The 14453-nt window shown below is 50.8% G+C and carries 14 protein-coding genes and 1 other RNA gene; 9 read left to right on the top strand and 6 right to left on the bottom strand.

Annotated features, from left to right (window positions below; all coding sequences use genetic code 11):
• Positions 1-51: 51 nt before the first annotated feature.
• Together KNQ04_RS09995 and KNQ04_RS09990 are read left to right on the top strand one after the other, a co-directional pair.
• Entirely contained in the window at positions 52-1575 is a 1524-nt protein-coding gene (locus tag KNQ04_RS09995) for a cardiolipin synthase (RefSeq protein WP_214850290.1), read from the top strand.
• A gap of 204 nt (positions 1576-1779) precedes the next feature.
• Positions 1780-4116: a glycoside hydrolase family 31 protein gene (locus KNQ04_RS09990; protein WP_251136991.1), complete on the top strand. Its 2337-nt coding sequence runs from the start codon at positions 1780-1782 to the stop codon at positions 4114-4116.
• Positions 4117-4801: 685 nt separating this feature from the next.
• On the opposite strand, the gene KNQ04_RS09985 is transcribed toward KNQ04_RS09990, so the two are convergent.
• Complete coding sequence (locus KNQ04_RS09985; RefSeq protein WP_214850284.1) at positions 4802-5383, bottom strand: DUF1643 domain-containing protein; 582 nt, start codon at positions 5381-5383, stop codon at positions 4802-4804.
• A gap of 13 nt (positions 5384-5396) precedes the next feature.
• A complete protein-coding gene (locus KNQ04_RS09980; protein ID WP_214850282.1) occupies positions 5397-6080 on the bottom strand; it encodes a lytic transglycosylase domain-containing protein in 684 nt (227 codons plus the stop codon).
• 314 nt (positions 6081-6394) lie between these two features.
• Here KNQ04_RS09980 and KNQ04_RS09975 point away from each other — a divergent pair, with 314 nt between their 5' ends.
• A complete protein-coding gene (locus tag KNQ04_RS09975) occupies positions 6395-6817 on the top strand; it encodes a hypothetical protein (RefSeq protein WP_214850280.1) in 423 nt (140 codons plus the stop codon).
• 109 nt (positions 6818-6926) lie between these two features.
• Here KNQ04_RS09975 and KNQ04_RS09970 read toward each other — a convergent pair whose 3' ends face one another.
• The 3 genes from KNQ04_RS09970 to KNQ04_RS09960 form a co-directional block, all read right to left on the bottom strand.
• The gene (locus KNQ04_RS09970) at positions 6927-7826 is read right to left on the bottom strand and encodes a hypothetical protein (protein ID WP_214850277.1); all 900 of its coding nucleotides are present in this window, start codon (positions 7824-7826) and stop codon (positions 6927-6929) included.
• Positions 7827-7921: 95 nt separating this feature from the next.
• Positions 7922-8128, bottom strand: a complete 207-nt coding sequence (locus KNQ04_RS09965) for a DUF2922 domain-containing protein (RefSeq protein WP_214850274.1) — start codon at positions 8126-8128, stop codon at positions 7922-7924.
• A gap of 18 nt (positions 8129-8146) precedes the next feature.
• On the bottom strand, positions 8147-8374 hold the full coding sequence (locus KNQ04_RS09960) for a DUF1659 domain-containing protein (RefSeq protein WP_214850272.1): 228 nt from the start codon (positions 8372-8374) through the stop codon (positions 8147-8149).
• Between the two features lie 69 nt (positions 8375-8443).
• Here KNQ04_RS09960 and KNQ04_RS09955 point away from each other — a divergent pair, with 69 nt between their 5' ends.
• The 4 genes from KNQ04_RS09955 (at position 8444) to KNQ04_RS09940 (ending at position 12078) form a co-directional block, all read left to right on the top strand.
• Positions 8444-9439 (top strand): potassium channel family protein, encoded by a 996-nt coding sequence (locus KNQ04_RS09955; protein ID WP_214850270.1) that lies wholly within the window; start codon positions 8444-8446, stop codon positions 9437-9439.
• 71 nt (positions 9440-9510) lie between these two features.
• Positions 9511-10203: a hypothetical protein gene (locus KNQ04_RS09950; RefSeq protein WP_214850267.1), complete on the top strand. Its 693-nt coding sequence runs from the start codon at positions 9511-9513 to the stop codon at positions 10201-10203.
• Positions 10204-10262: 59 nt separating this feature from the next.
• Positions 10263-10676 carry a hypothetical protein gene (locus tag KNQ04_RS09945; protein WP_214850260.1) on the top strand — a complete coding sequence of 138 codons (414 nt, stop codon included), beginning with the start codon at positions 10263-10265 and terminating at the stop codon, positions 10674-10676.
• Positions 10677-10734: 58 nt separating this feature from the next.
• Entirely contained in the window at positions 10735-12078 is a 1344-nt protein-coding gene (locus KNQ04_RS09940; protein ID WP_214850250.1) for a S8 family peptidase, read from the top strand.
• Positions 12079-12128: 50 nt separating this feature from the next.
• Here KNQ04_RS09940 and KNQ04_RS09935 read toward each other — a convergent pair whose 3' ends face one another.
• Complete coding sequence (locus KNQ04_RS09935) at positions 12129-12572, bottom strand: hypothetical protein (protein ID WP_251136990.1); 444 nt, start codon at positions 12570-12572, stop codon at positions 12129-12131.
• Between the two features lie 135 nt (positions 12573-12707).
• Between KNQ04_RS09935 and rnpB the strand changes: the two genes are divergently transcribed.
• Positions 12708-13081: RNase P RNA component class B (rnpB, locus tag KNQ04_RS09930), an RNA gene on the top strand.
• A 109-nt stretch (positions 13082-13190) separates the two neighbouring features.
• Positions 13191-14336 carry a THUMP domain-containing class I SAM-dependent RNA methyltransferase gene (locus tag KNQ04_RS09925; protein ID WP_214850248.1) on the top strand — a complete coding sequence of 382 codons (1146 nt, stop codon included), beginning with the start codon at positions 13191-13193 and terminating at the stop codon, positions 14334-14336.
• Positions 14337-14453 lie beyond the last annotated feature (117 nt).

Raw genomic sequence — 14453 nt, 5'->3', positions numbered from 1 at the left:
AACAGGGAAATAACGAAAAGAGAAAACGCTGATGTTAGAGGGGGAAGTCTATTGCGCAATCGGATTTTACAATTCGCGCTCGTATTTTTAGTTGCCGGTGGTATCATTTGGACACTGTATCAACTCGATTATCTGTTTTATGTCCTGACGATTTCCGCCGTCGTCGTACCACTTGCCGTCATCATGATCATCTTCATCGAAAATCGGACGGCGGAGTCGACGATTGCTTGGTTTTTAGTCTTAATCTTTTTACCGATTCTCGGTGTCATCATCTGGATGATGTTCGGGCGCAATCCACGCCGCCGTCGTCGGAACCGGCGGTCGCATGACGAGCGGACGTTACTCAAACAGGCGACGCGGCCGGTCCGCTCGCTTGCGGTCAGCGAACTGCCGTCGAATCACTTGAAGCTTGCCAACACAATCCGAAACTTTGGTGGCGGCGGGGTCGATGTCAATACGGCGAGTCAAATCTTGACGAACGGAACGGAGACGTTCCCGGCAATTCTTGACGCAATCCGCAGTGCCAAGCATCATGTCCACATCCAGTACTACATCTACCGGAATGACGAGACAGGGAAGGCGATTCGCGAAGCATTGATTGAGCGCCTCGAAGCCGGGGTCGAGGTCCGCTTCATGTACGACGGGCTCGGCAGTTATATGCTCGGCGAAGGGTTTTTAAAGCCGCTCCGTGAAGCCGGGGCGAAGATCGCTGCCTATGATCCGATTTCGAGCCCCTTGTTCATCTTCACGGCGAACTTCCGCAATCACCGTAAAATTGTCGTCATCGACGGCAAGGTCGGGTTTACAGGTGGTTTGAACGTCGGGGACGAATACGACGGGAAAAGTAAGAAGTTCGGCTTTTGGCGTGATACGCACCTGCGCTTAGAAGGACGCGCTGTCAAAGAACTGCAGGCGACGTTCCTGGATGACTGGCTCTATGCGCATCTCGAAGGATCGGATACGTGGGAGACGTTCGGTGGAGAAGAAGGTTTGGAACAGTATTTCCCGAAACATGATGCGGAATCGGACGGTGCCGTCCAGGTCGTGACGAGTGGGCCGACATCGAAAGATCCGGCAATCCGAAACGCCTTGATAGCGGCAATCATCTCCGCCCAACGGTCGATTTGGATTGCGACGCCGTACTTGATTCCGGACAATGAGACGATGACGTTGCTCCGACTTGCAGCACGGGCCGGACTCGACGTCCGGATACTAACGCCAGGCAGAGGGGACAGCTTTACGTCCTATTACGGGACGCGGTCGTATTTCGGACCCTTGTTAAAAGATGGGGTCAAGATTTACACATACAACCGTCATTTCATCCATGCAAAACTGTTTTTGATTGACGGTAAAATCGGTGTCGTCGGGACGGCGAACATGGACATCCGGAGTTTCGTCCTCAACTATGAAATCATGGCGTTTCTCTATGATACGGAGAGCGCCTCGAAACTTGAACGTGATTTCATCGATGATTTTGAAGTGTCGATTCAATTGTCGTCGAATGATTATGTCAAACGGTCGCTCCGGTTCCGTCTGTTCGAATCGTTTTCGCGATTGATTTCACCATTGTTATAAGGAAAGCGGGAGTCCAATCAATCAATTATTGAGTGGACTCCCATTTTTTTGATTAAGTGGACCTCGAACGGGGAACAATCAGTTTTATACACCGCAACGTGTCATTTTGTTGCGCTACTTATTATGTGGAAGGAAGTGAAAAGGACGAAACTGTCCTGATTTCATATGCGAACAACCGACGAATCCCATTTTTATACGCGTGACATGAGACCAATCGCACGACCGGAAGCCATCATCGAAGGAAAAGATTATCGCTTTACGATTTTGACGAGCCGACTGATTCGGATGGAGTATGCAGAAGACGGCCGATTTGAGGACCGGGCGACCCAGACGGTCTGGAACCGGGATTTCCCAGTCCCTTCATTCCGGATTGTTGAGGATGACACGGAACTGCAAATCATCACGGAACACGTCCACCTGCACTATACAAAAGGTCCGTTCGCCGAGAATACATTGTATGTCGATGTGCTCGGGAACTTCAGTACGTACTACAGCCGCTATACGTTCGGAGGTCCACTACGGACGCTGAAAGGGACGGCCCGGACACTCGACCACGCGGACGGGGAAATTCCGCTTGAGGAAGGAATCATCTCCCGCCAAGGCTACGCAGCGATCGATGATTCGGCGTCGTTCGTCCTGACGGAGGATCATTTCGTCGAACCGCGACAGAGCGGGGCGAAAGACATTTATTATTTCGGCTACGGCCATGATTATAAACAAGCGTTGAAGGATTTTTACCGCCTGACCGGACCGACACCGATGTTGCCGCGTCAAGTGCTTGGAAACTGGTGGAGCCGCTACTGGCGATACAACGAAAAAGAATACAAAGATTTGATGACGCGATTCAAAAAAGAAGACGTCCCGTTTTCCGTCAGCGTCATCGACATGGATTGGCACGTGACCGACATTCCGGAAAAATACGGCAGCGGCTGGACCGGTTATACGTGGAACCGCGACTTGTTCCCCGATCCGCGCGGTTTCCTGCAATGGCTCAAAAATGATGACCGGATGGTAACGCTCAACTTGCACCCGGCAGACGGCGTGCGGGGGTTTGAGGAAGCGTATGAAGCGATGGCGGTCGCGATGGGGCTTGATCCAGATATGGATGACCGGATTCCGTTCGATTTCTCCGACAAGACGTTCATCGAAAACTATTTCACGAAATTGCATCACCCGCACGAAGCGGACGGCGTCGATTTTTGGTGGATCGATTGGCAACAAGGAGCGAACTCGAAGATTAAGGGACTCGACCCGCTTTGGATGCTCAATCACTACCACGCACTCGACATCGCCCGTGACGGCAATCGTCCGTTAATCTTCTCGCGTTATGCGGGACCCGGCAGTCACCGTTATCCGGTCGGTTTTTCCGGGGATACGATCATCTCATGGGCATCGCTCAAGTTCCAGCCGTATTTCACGGCGACGGCGTCGAACATCGGTTACGGTTGGTGGAGTCACGATATCGGTGGTCACCAACGGGGAGAAAAGGATGATGAGTTGTCGACACGCTGGCTCCAATACGGCGTCTTCAGTCCGATCATGCGACTCCATAGCACGATGAGTATCTTCAACGGCAAGGAGCCGTGGCGGTATTCGATCGAGGCGGAGCAAGTCATGAAACGGTATTTACGACTGCGCCATCAACTCGTTCCATACATCTACACGATGAATGCCCGCAATCATTTTGACGGACTTCCGCTCGTCTCACCGATGTACTATGAACATCCGGAGGACGAGCTCGCTTATGCCGTCCCGAACCAGTATTATTTCGGAACGGAATTGATGGTCGCACCGATCGTCGAGCCGATGAACCGGAAACTGCACGTCGCGGCGACGACTGCCTGGTTGCCGGAAGGCGAGTGGTTCGATTTCTTCTCCGGACACCGCTATACAGGCGGGAAACAGATGCGTCTGTTCCGACGTCTCGAAGAACAGGCAGTGCTTGCGAAAGCCGGGGCGATCGTTCCGCTCGGCCGCCATCAGGAACATTCGAATGCCTTGTATAACCCGGAACATCTTGACGTCCATGTCTTCCCCGGGGCATCGAACCAGTTTACGTTGTTTGAAGATGATAACGTCGGCGTCGCTCACCGTGACGGGGAGAATGTCGAGACGGCATTTGAACTCGACTGGGTTTCACGGACGATGACGATTGCGGCACCGACGGGTAAACGGGATCTCTTACCTGAAAAACGGATCATCACTGTCATTTTACGCGGCGTCAACGAAGGGTATGTCGTGCGTGACGGGGAGACGTTAGCAGGCGAATACGATCCGCAAAACCAATCGTTGACGGTGACGCTCGGTGAAGTGACGGATACCGTCACCTTATCGCTTCAAGTCGAGATGTCGACGAATGACAACCGGATGGAACGGTTATACGAGTTCCTTGATCAAGCGGAAATCAGCTATGACCTGAAGGACCGGCTTTACCGTCTGTTGACGCAACGCCTTGAACCGATCAACTTGATGCATCAGTTGCAAGCACTGGATCTTGAGAAGGATCTCGTCGACTGTTTACTGGAATTGATGCTTTATTGATTAGGAAGCAGGATGAGTGAGGACATCGAGTAATGATCACCCGTATTCGCAGATCCTGAAAACATCTGTGAATACGGGTTTTTTGTGTCTGCGAAATCGTTATTTGATAAAAGAAAATAGTTATTAGAAAAAGCTTTTTTCTTTTCGTTGCTTTCCTCGGGCGAGTCGCAAGCCGTTGCTCCTTGATCCTAGCGGACAAGGAGCAGGGTCTTGCCTGACTCTTTCCAGCGCGATCAATCGCGCTTTTTCCCGTAGGAGTCAACGAAACGTGAAGTTTTTTTAGGTAATATCATGAGAAAAAGCCAGACATACAAGATGGTTTAGAGCGCAATCCGTCTCGAATCGCTTTTAAAGCGAAAAGCAATCGGTCGCGACCCTGCAGCCTTGCTGTAGCGGCGCGGAAGATTGCCGCTTTGAAGACGAGGCGAGACAGGGAAGCGCGAACGGATTGCATCTCGATATAGCATGTTCACTCTTCATAAGCATTTGTCTACGCTTTTTTATTTGTCCAAAATTATCCGAGTAAAAGGCGGTTAGACCATAACGTATTAGTACTAACACGAAAAGCTTTGAAGGCGAGGCAAGAGGGGGAGCACGACGCGACCATGTATAGACGTAAACACTTGAATGTCATACAAAAAAGGTGTTCTTCCGCGAATCGAATCCGCGAAGAACACCTTCAGTATTATTTACGCCGTAATTTTTTGGCTTTTTGCTGCATATCGCGGTACGTGATCATCGGACTGTCGTCGACGGTCAGACGTAAATGGTTCGGTTCCCCTTTAGAGGTGATGCCGGAACAGTACAGGATATCGGCATACTCATTAAACAGTTCTTCGTATGCCGGCAAGTGGTGCATCAGGCGGCCGGGTGATCCCCAGCCGCAGAGGACGACGCCGTTTTTCGCCCGGATCTGTTGCAACGTCTGTTCGACGAACTGATAGTTGATGTCGTCGAAGCTTGCCTGCGCGAATGGTAAATCTTCACTGACGAGTAAGTCGGGCATCAGACTGATGATGTCATACTGCTTGACGGGATCATCAACGTATTTTTTCATCAAGTTGTAGGCGCGTTGTGTCGTCGTCCCGGACAAGAAAGCGTCCGTCGTCCGCGGTGTATAGATTAACGCCGCGACGTGTGTCCCTTCTTCGATGTCATCGAAGATGTAGCTCCGCAAATAACGTTTTGTTTTTTGTGCATCAAACGTCGTTTTGACGCGGATTGACGATTCCTCGATCTGAAGTCCTGAAAGATCGGGTTGTGTCATGGTGGTGCCTCCTTTAGTTAATCAAACGTGAACTGATGCGAAGAAGTAGAGCGAGTGTTTGTTGTTTCAAGGTGAGATCGTTCGCATCGATCGTCTCGACTTGTTGCTGGTACTGGTCATATTGTGCGAGGACGTCGGTGACATATTGTTCACTGCGATTGTATTCAAACAGTGCCAACTCGAGTGTCTGGCGGTCAGATGTTTTCGTGACGTCATGCTGGTTGAGGTATTTTGCTGCCGTATGGGCACTATCCATCAAGTTCGTCGGATCGGCTTTCCCGTCCTGGTTTGCGTCGACACCAAGACCGCCATACTTTTTAATCGCTTCCGGATCCGTCAGGTCAATGCCATCATGTTCGATGTCACCGAGCGACGTACCCCCCTCATACCCCCAACCGACCCATGTCTTCGGCATGAACTGGAATGGACCGATGGCGCCGACGGACGACTGCATCGCGGACGATTTCGAGAAGATTGTCTCGACCCGGTGTATCGCGGCAAGTAACTTCCAATCGATTTCATACCGGTCACCGGCTTGTTCGTAGATGTCGATGTTCTCGGCAGGGACGCCGTATTGCCCGTAATAGGTACGATACAATTCATTTTGGACACGTTCCCGATTTTGCCAGTAGACGAAGCTACCCGCGATGAGAACGAACAGTACGAACAAGATGCTAAAACGTAAAAACTTGCGCATAATGTTCTCTCCTCTTTCGATGATTCCACTGAATGGTATCATATTTTGCAGGGCGCTAGTAGCTATTTCTTTCCTGGCGAATCCAGGACGGATTCTTCTCACAAACGCCTGCCGTTCTAAGGACGATGCAGAAAGCAGACGGTCAGACGGTCACTTGTTAATAACTGACATCGTCAAGCGGGAGAAAATTTGCTAGACTAGGTGTCAGAAGAAGGCAACGTTCAACGTCATTAGATTGTCACTTGCACGAAAAGTCAATCGCCTTGTAGAATAAAAGAGTAAACGCTTACACATCAAAGGAGATGGACGAAACCATGCGAACGATCACTTCCACTGGCGAACGAAAGAAAACGAGTTGGATTTTAAACATCGGTAGTCAGCCAAAGTTAAAGATGGACGGAGTGACCGAGACGTTGATGGATCAGGAACACCGGATCCTCTTCGATCAATGGGCGATTCCGACGACGAATACGTTAATTTTCCGCTTTAAACAACAATTTCCGAACCATCTCTGCGACAACGGGTATGATGTGTATGGAGCGGCTGCTTTTGATGAGCAGGTCGTGGAACTGATTTCGAACTGGTTTATCGAACTCATTACCGTCTTGACGGCGATTCAGCGGACGAAGGGCATTCAACATGTTCATATTAAAGGCGGCGTCGCCAAACGGACCGATTTCTTACCGACGATCCGGCGCACGTGCCGGGCACTCGAATCAACGATTGACATCACATAATTTCAAAATGCCGCTTTCCTCAAATCAACTGACTTGAGGGAAGCGGCATTTTTTTGTTTCGTAATTTGCTGTGATTGATAGGTATCTTCTAGGCAAAAGGCGAAAAGAGTTACATATGTGGCCCGAAATTTTTCTCGGCAGCGCGGCATGCCCGCAATAACGCATCCTTAAAGAAGCGGTCTTCTTGCGACGCGAGTTGGCGGGTGGCGTCTTCATCCCCGCGGAGTGATTTTCCGAGCATCTGGATGACTTTGACCCAGCGTCTTGCATGATCGAGTTGGGGACGTCCCATCGCGACATAAACTGTGAACCAGTCATTTTGGTCGCGGCGGATCATCCGCTGAAAGAGTGATTTCGCTAAATCGACTTCTTCTGTCGACGGCCGTTCGTCCGTCTCGAAAAAGTTTCGCAGGGCACGGATTGCCGTCACATAAGCCGCTTTGACTTCAGATGACGGTTCGTGTTTGCCATATTCCGACGTCGACAAGTGGATCAAGGCCGGTTTCTTCTCGATGCCCGTCACCCAGGCAGAAATCGTTTTCGTTCCTTTTAAGGCTTGGCGATTTGCGACCGGAAGTTTTGCCGTGACTTGTCCGACTTTGCCGATGACGGTCACTTTGCTGTTGCGTTCCTGGATTTCCGTGACTTTCATCTCAACGGTGTCACCCATCTCGAACGGGATCGCCTTCGGTTGCAGTTTCTCACCGGCAGAGAGCGGGGAGCGTTTCCGGATCATCCGTAAGGCTTCTTGTTCCATCCGGTCATCGAGCGACCATAAGTGTTCCGGTGGGACGTTACGGAAACGGCGGCGCCGGACCTTGATGTATTGATCGAGCGCGTCGGCTGCTTGTTCGCGTGTCCCGTCACCAGTCGCGACGGGTTCGATGATGTCTCGGAGCGTGATGGATTCGAGTCGTTCCATGATCCCTTCGAACGGAATCAGTTCCATCACGTAGAGACTACAGACGACGAGTTCGCATTCGCGAGGGGTAAGTGGGCGTTTGGCCATAAATTGACTTCCTTTCCAGCTGGTTGATACTTCTAGTATACCAAAAAAACGTCATCACCACCTTAATCGGTAGTGATGACGGTCCAGTTGATTGCTTACAGGACGTACGCGGATTCGGAACTGTTTTGAAGTTCCGCTTCGCTCAATTTGACGATGCCGCTATAAAACGGATCGTGGGCGACCATCAAATCGCCAAGTGCTTTAATTTCGGCGACGGTCGTATCGGCTTTCGCTCCCGCGAGTCGGAGGCGGAAGGGTTTGTTCGTCGATGTCTCAAACGTTAACAGAATCGTGTGTTCCATGAGAGTCCTCCTTTAAGATTATGAGTTGAGTAGGGCGTAATCACGACTGATTTCACTGTGGGCATAGGTACCCGCGATTAATGTCCCGATCGCTTGACCGATCGCAGCGACTGCTTCAGGTGCTAAGTTCGGGCGCAGTCCGTTGAAACGACGTTTTGCGATGATGGCGTCACCGTTCGGCGAGACTTTATCTTGTCGTTCGTAAACGACGACGAGACTTGTTTTGATTTCTTCCGCTTGTGTCATGTGTATCACCTCCTTCGCCCTTATTAACAGGACAGAAAGAGGATTTGTTCGAAAGGAAGTGAAAAAAAGATGATTTGGTTTCGATTTTTACGGAAGATGTCCTTTTTAAAGATGCGGACGCTCGGCTACGCCTCGTTTATCTTCGTCTTTGGCGTCTCCTTAATCATGTACGTTGTCGAACCGGAGACGTTCGGCTCGTATTTCCGTGCCGTCTACTGGACGATGACGACCGTTGTCACGGTCGGATATGGTGATTTTTTCCCGAATACGGACTTCGGGCGGGTGATGACGATTTTTGTCTTCATCTTCGGGATCGGGATCGTCGGGAGTTTGATTTCAAAGCTCATCGACGGGGTCCAGGTGATTCGTGATCAAAAAGAGAGAGGGATGTTGCAAGTGAAAGAAGCAGGACATACGATCGTCTTCGGCTACAGCCGTCGGTCGAAACATGTAATCGAAGAACTACTCGAGACGACAGATGTCATCCTCGTCGATGATTTGGAACGCGAACCGTTCAGTCATGAACGCTTCCACTATGTCAACGGGGACCCGGCGCTCGCGACGACCTTAGAACGGGCGAACATCAAACAAGCGGCGCGGGCGATTGTTCTCGCGGATCACACGATGCCGCCAGCGTTAGCAGACGGTCGGACGCTCCTGATTGCTTCGAGCATCGAACGGGCGAATCCGAATATCTATACGATCGTCGAGATGATGCTCGAGGAACACCTCGACAGTTTCGAACAGGTCAAGGTTGACGAGGTGTTGCTTGGCGATGAAACGATTTCCCGGATGGCGATTCTTGCCGCGCATCACCCGGGCGTCACGAAAGTCGTGACGAACTTATTGACGAAGGATGGGGACGGGATGTTCTCGATTCCTGTCCGCCCGGAGTGGAAGACGTACCGCGAAGCGTTCCATGCGATGCTTGAAGAAGGGGTGACGATCTTGTCGGACGGAAAACGGCTCGACCTGAACCGCCGGCTCGATGAAACGATCTCACCGGACACAAGATTAATCGTCCTCTGTGGCGAAGAAACGGCGAAACGGATCGGGGCTTTTTAATCAAACCGGATTAAAATGATTTCTTTTCGGGTATAGTAAATAAATTTACTTACACAGGGGAGAACTTACTTATGACAAACGAACAACCAGAATGGATTCAAGAATTATTCGAAACGATTGATCAAGGCGACTTAAAAGATGTTCCGAAATTACTTTATATGGCACTAACATTAGAACCAAGCTATTTCACGAAAGCCGTCAGCCGTCTCAACCAGCGGCTTGACGTCGAAACATTACAGGACGTCTCGGAATTGTTGACGGTCTACCGTCAATTCTTCATCTCGGCCAATCCGTCAGAAGAGTACTGGACGATTGCCTGGAACGAATTGATACAGACGATGCATCATTTCATCGACCGGACGGAAGCGCAACAGCTCTTTAAGGAACACGTCGACCTGATTGATTGGTGGTCAAGTGAATCTCTATTGTCGTTACCGAGCTGGTTGACGGTTCTTGATCTTGCCGAGCGGATTGACGCCCTTGATCAATTTAGCAGTTATCTTCCAGATATTTTCGAAAGCTACGCGCTCGAAACAGCGAAGGACGAGCCGTTCGCCCGTCTCGCTTGGTACGCACTTGCGAGTCAACAACACGCATTGCTCGAACCATACCGTACCCGGATTGCCGAGTCAGAGGCGCCAGAAATCCGTTCGTTACAGCAAGCAGATTTACTCGATCAAATTGATACGACGCGCGTTCGTATGTTAAAGTCTAAGGACAACGAACCGATCGAATTGATGTTTGATCGAAAATGGACTTTATAACTTAGTGAACAGAATCTGACACCTAGAAACTGCACGAAATCAATCCAAGGGGTGTAGTGATGATCCACGTCAATGTACCGAGCGGGGACTACATCGTCCTCGTCGAAATCAATCGCGAAGTCTTACTGTGTCAAACGTTAGAGGAAGCCGATCATGCAGAGCGTGACCGCTACGAACTGGTCGGGCGGATGAGTGAACGTCTCCCGGCAGAAGTCATCGGCCCGTCGATTGCTGATTTCGTCAGGTTCTCAACGGGTTTCATCGGCGAAGCCGTCACCTGGAACGCGGACGAGGAAGCGTTTTTTTGTCAGCAGTTCGAGACATTCGATGGTTCACCGCTCGGAGAAGACTTGACGGGAATCGATGCGACGCGTTGGCGCGCCGTCCTGGCACGCTATTATTCGTATGTCACGATCGGGAAGATCATTCCCTTCGAAGTCAGTGACGAGTCGGAAGGCACTGTTCCTTTTTAGTCCGTTGAATCAGCACATCCATCGAATCGGCGTGTATCTTTTGAAGGGCAGGGTCGATATGAAAAAGCAACTTGCATTACTCACTGTCGCGATGACGGTAGGTTTACCTACGTCAGCCTTCGCTAACTCCCAATATGTCCAGTACGATCCAACATTTACTGACCAACAAAAACAAACCTGGTTGCATGACCAAGGATTAGAAGAAGTTCGTCCCTTAAAGCAAGACGGGTTTTCACTCGTCGAACCGCTCGCGCATGTCGATGAAGCGGAAATCGAACCGGATTTGATTCCGGTCACGACGGTCGAAAAAGCGGTCGACTCCGCTCAATTGCAACAAACATATCTCGATCAATCCCGCATTCCTACTTACTGGAAGTACAGCCGCGGTAAATCAGATATCCGGGTCGCGATCATTGATGATGCGATCGATACGAAACACTCGGAGTTCAAAAACGTCATCTATAAGACGACGACGATTTCCGGCATCCGCAAGCCGGACGATCACGGGACCCATGTCGCCGGCATCGTTGCTGCGGCGCAGGACGGTAAAGGAATTGTCGGTGTCGCATCCGGTGTCAAGCTGATCGGGGCCGACGTCTTCGACGGCGATTATGCGAGTTCGATTGATATCGGGGACGGGATTTTGTATGCGATCGCGCAGGGCGCGGACGTCATCAACTTGTCGCTTGGTCAATATGAGTTTGACCCGTATATGGAAGCAGCACTTAAAAAGGCGGAAGCGAACAACATTGTCGTCGTCGGAGCTGCTGGGAATGACGGGCGCAATAAATTACTGTTCCCCGCTTCGATGAAGTCGGTCGTCGGTGTCGGTGCCGTCGGGACACTCGGACGTGCCTCGACGTTCTCGAACTACGGTCGGGGACTGAATATCATGGCACCGGGGGAAGGCGTCTACTCGACGATCGTCGGCAACAAGTACGGCTACCTCGACGGGACATCGATGGCGACACCGATGGTCAGTGGCGTCATGGCCCTCGCGAAGTCGAAAAACCCGTTCGTCTCGAACCATACGTTACGCAGTAAACTGTATGCGGCGGCGTCGAAAAAGTCGGGCGACACGGTCTTGCATTACGGGACGGGACGGCTGAATGCCGGGATGCTCGCAAAAGTACCGGCACCGATCTCCAAAATTTCGTTGCCAACCGTCGTCAAACCGAACCAGACGTTTTCGTTTTATTTCAATGAATACGCCAGTGCACCGACACGGACCCGTCTCTATAAAGACGGCGCCGTCGTCAAAACGTTCTCGGATGCCAATTTGCGGAACGGACTGCATAAGTTTTCATACAAACTTAAAGACAAAGGGACATACAAACTCGTCTTTACGACGTCTGCCGGCCGCCATACGCGGACGGTCGAACGTGTCCTAACGGTCAAATAAAAAAGCCAGTTCCCGGTAAAAGGAACTGGCAGCGGGAAGGACTCAAAGGTTTACTTTGGGTCTTTTCCTTTTTTATAGACAGGAGTCGGCATGGTGAGCGTCTCACCTGTCCACTCGATTTTCGCTTCCATTTTATACCCGGTATCATCCTCATGGACAAACGAGAGTCGTCCCGAATCAATCAATTGATATAAACCGAAGGCAACCTGATCCGCCCAAGAGCGTAATGTCATCGCTTCATCATAGAGCGGGATTTGTTGTGGGAATCGTTCGTTCATCAAAAGAATATCGTGTTGGTCGAAATGATAGCTTCGTTTTGATAGCGCATCCGGTTGTTTCACATTAAATGGTTCGAATGCGTGGATGAGTTCTCCTTTACGATAAAAGGCAAAAATCCCGTTACGGAGATGCAGCGCCTTGACTTCATCGATTTCGATCAAGAACGTCAGCTTCCGGACGGTACGCTGGTTCGTACCAGAGCGTCGTTTTTTCATAGTACATGCCCCCTTCTGAACCATTGTACTATACCGCGAAATCACGGGGAAACGCAACTTTTTCGATTGCCGTTTCTGAAAATAAACCTTGCGGGAAACAGGGGAGTGCGCTACACTGTTAAGCAGTGACTATGTTGGTTCGGACAATTGCGGGGCACTTCGGTGCTTTGAGGAAAGTCCATGCTCGCACAACCTGCGATGGTTGTAGTGATCGTGCTACACGAAAAGATAAGTGTAGGCAGCGTCGTGCTGACGGCAGAAGGAACGCCTAAGTCTTCGGATACGGCCGAAACTTCTTGAAAGTGCCACAGTGACGGAGCCTTACTGGAAACAGTAAGGGTGGAACGAGGTAAACCCCACGAGCGAGAAACCCAAATTTGGTAGGGGAATTTCTGGAGCGGAACTGAACGCGAAGGAGAGCGTATGTAAATACGGAGATAGATGATTGTCGCCCACGTGTGAGGGTCAAACCGTTTGCAACACTAGGGAACAGAACATGGCTTACAGGACCACATAGGCTGTTATTTTTACTTTGAACGAGAGTCCAGGTCCAACTGGGCTCTTTTTTTATTGAGTTGAACTTGGAAATTTTAAAAACAGGTAGGAGCGTGAACAATCATGGCAAAACGTTTAGTCATCGCGACGGCGGCAATGGGCATCGAGGCATTGGTCGCAAAAGAAGTCCGCGATTTAGGATATGAGTGTACGGTCGAGGACGGAAAAGTATACATCGACTGTGAGATGGAGGACATTCCCCGTCTCAACCTCTGGTTACGGACAGCGGACCGTGTCAAACTCGTCGTTGCGGAATTTAAGGCGACATCATTCGAAAAATTATTTGATCAAGTCAAGGACCTCCCATGGAGCGAGTTGCTCCCGTGGGAAGCAGACTACGTCGTCAACGGCCGCTCGGTCAAATCGAAGTTGTTCTCGATCCGTGACTGTCAGAAAATCACCGAAAAAGCGATCGTTTCGCACATGCAGGAAGCGTATAACAAAGGGGACGAATGGCTGCCGAAAACCGGTGCCAGCTTCCCGATCGAAGTCGCGCTCTTAAAAGATATTGCGACACTGACGATCGATACGTCAGGCGACGCCCTTCATAAACGCGGCTACCGCGAGTTCCACTCGGCGGCACCACTGAAAGAGACGATGGCCGCAGCAATGCTGATGCTGACGAACTGGAAGCCGGACATGCCACTATACGACGTCTTCACCGGTTCCGGGACACTTGCCATCGAAGCGGCGATGATCGGACGCAATATCGCACCCGGGATCAACCGTGAGTTCGTCTCGCAGGAATGGGCAGCGATTCCGAAAAAAGCCTGGTTCGACGCGATCAAGGAAGCAAACGAAAAAGCCGAGTGGGACAAACCGCTCAAAATCTATGCCAACGATACGGATCCGGAGATGGTCAAGCTGGCAAAACAAAATGCCGAGCTTGCGGACGTCCGGGACGCGATCAACGTCATGCAACGCGACGCGGCCGACTTCAAGCCGAAGGAAGACTTTGGTGTCATCATCGGTAACCCGCCGTACGGTGAACGTCTCGAGGACGCACGCGAAGTCCATCAGCTGTACCGGAAGATTGGGAATGCATTCCGTGAATTCCCGTACTATAGTGTCTACATGATCACGTCGTACGTCGAGTTCGAAAAAGCATTCGGTCGTCCGGCGACAAAACGCCGTAAGCTTTACAATGGGAATATTGAAGTTCAATTTTACCAGTACTACGGATTGCGTCGGAAACGTCCGCAAGCGTAAGTCAGACTAAAAATAATGCTTATGACGGACGTTTCCGCCATCCTCGCTTTCCATGGGCGGAAGGTAAGCCGCGGCAGCTCGCATTTTAATGCGGTCATGCCGGGTCTTACCTATTCC

Source organism: Exiguobacterium sp. s193 (assembly GCF_018618755.1).
In the GTDB taxonomy this organism is placed as follows: domain Bacteria; phylum Bacillota; class Bacilli; order Exiguobacteriales; family Exiguobacteriaceae; genus Exiguobacterium_A.
This window is presented reverse-complemented; position numbering and strand designations above follow the sequence as displayed.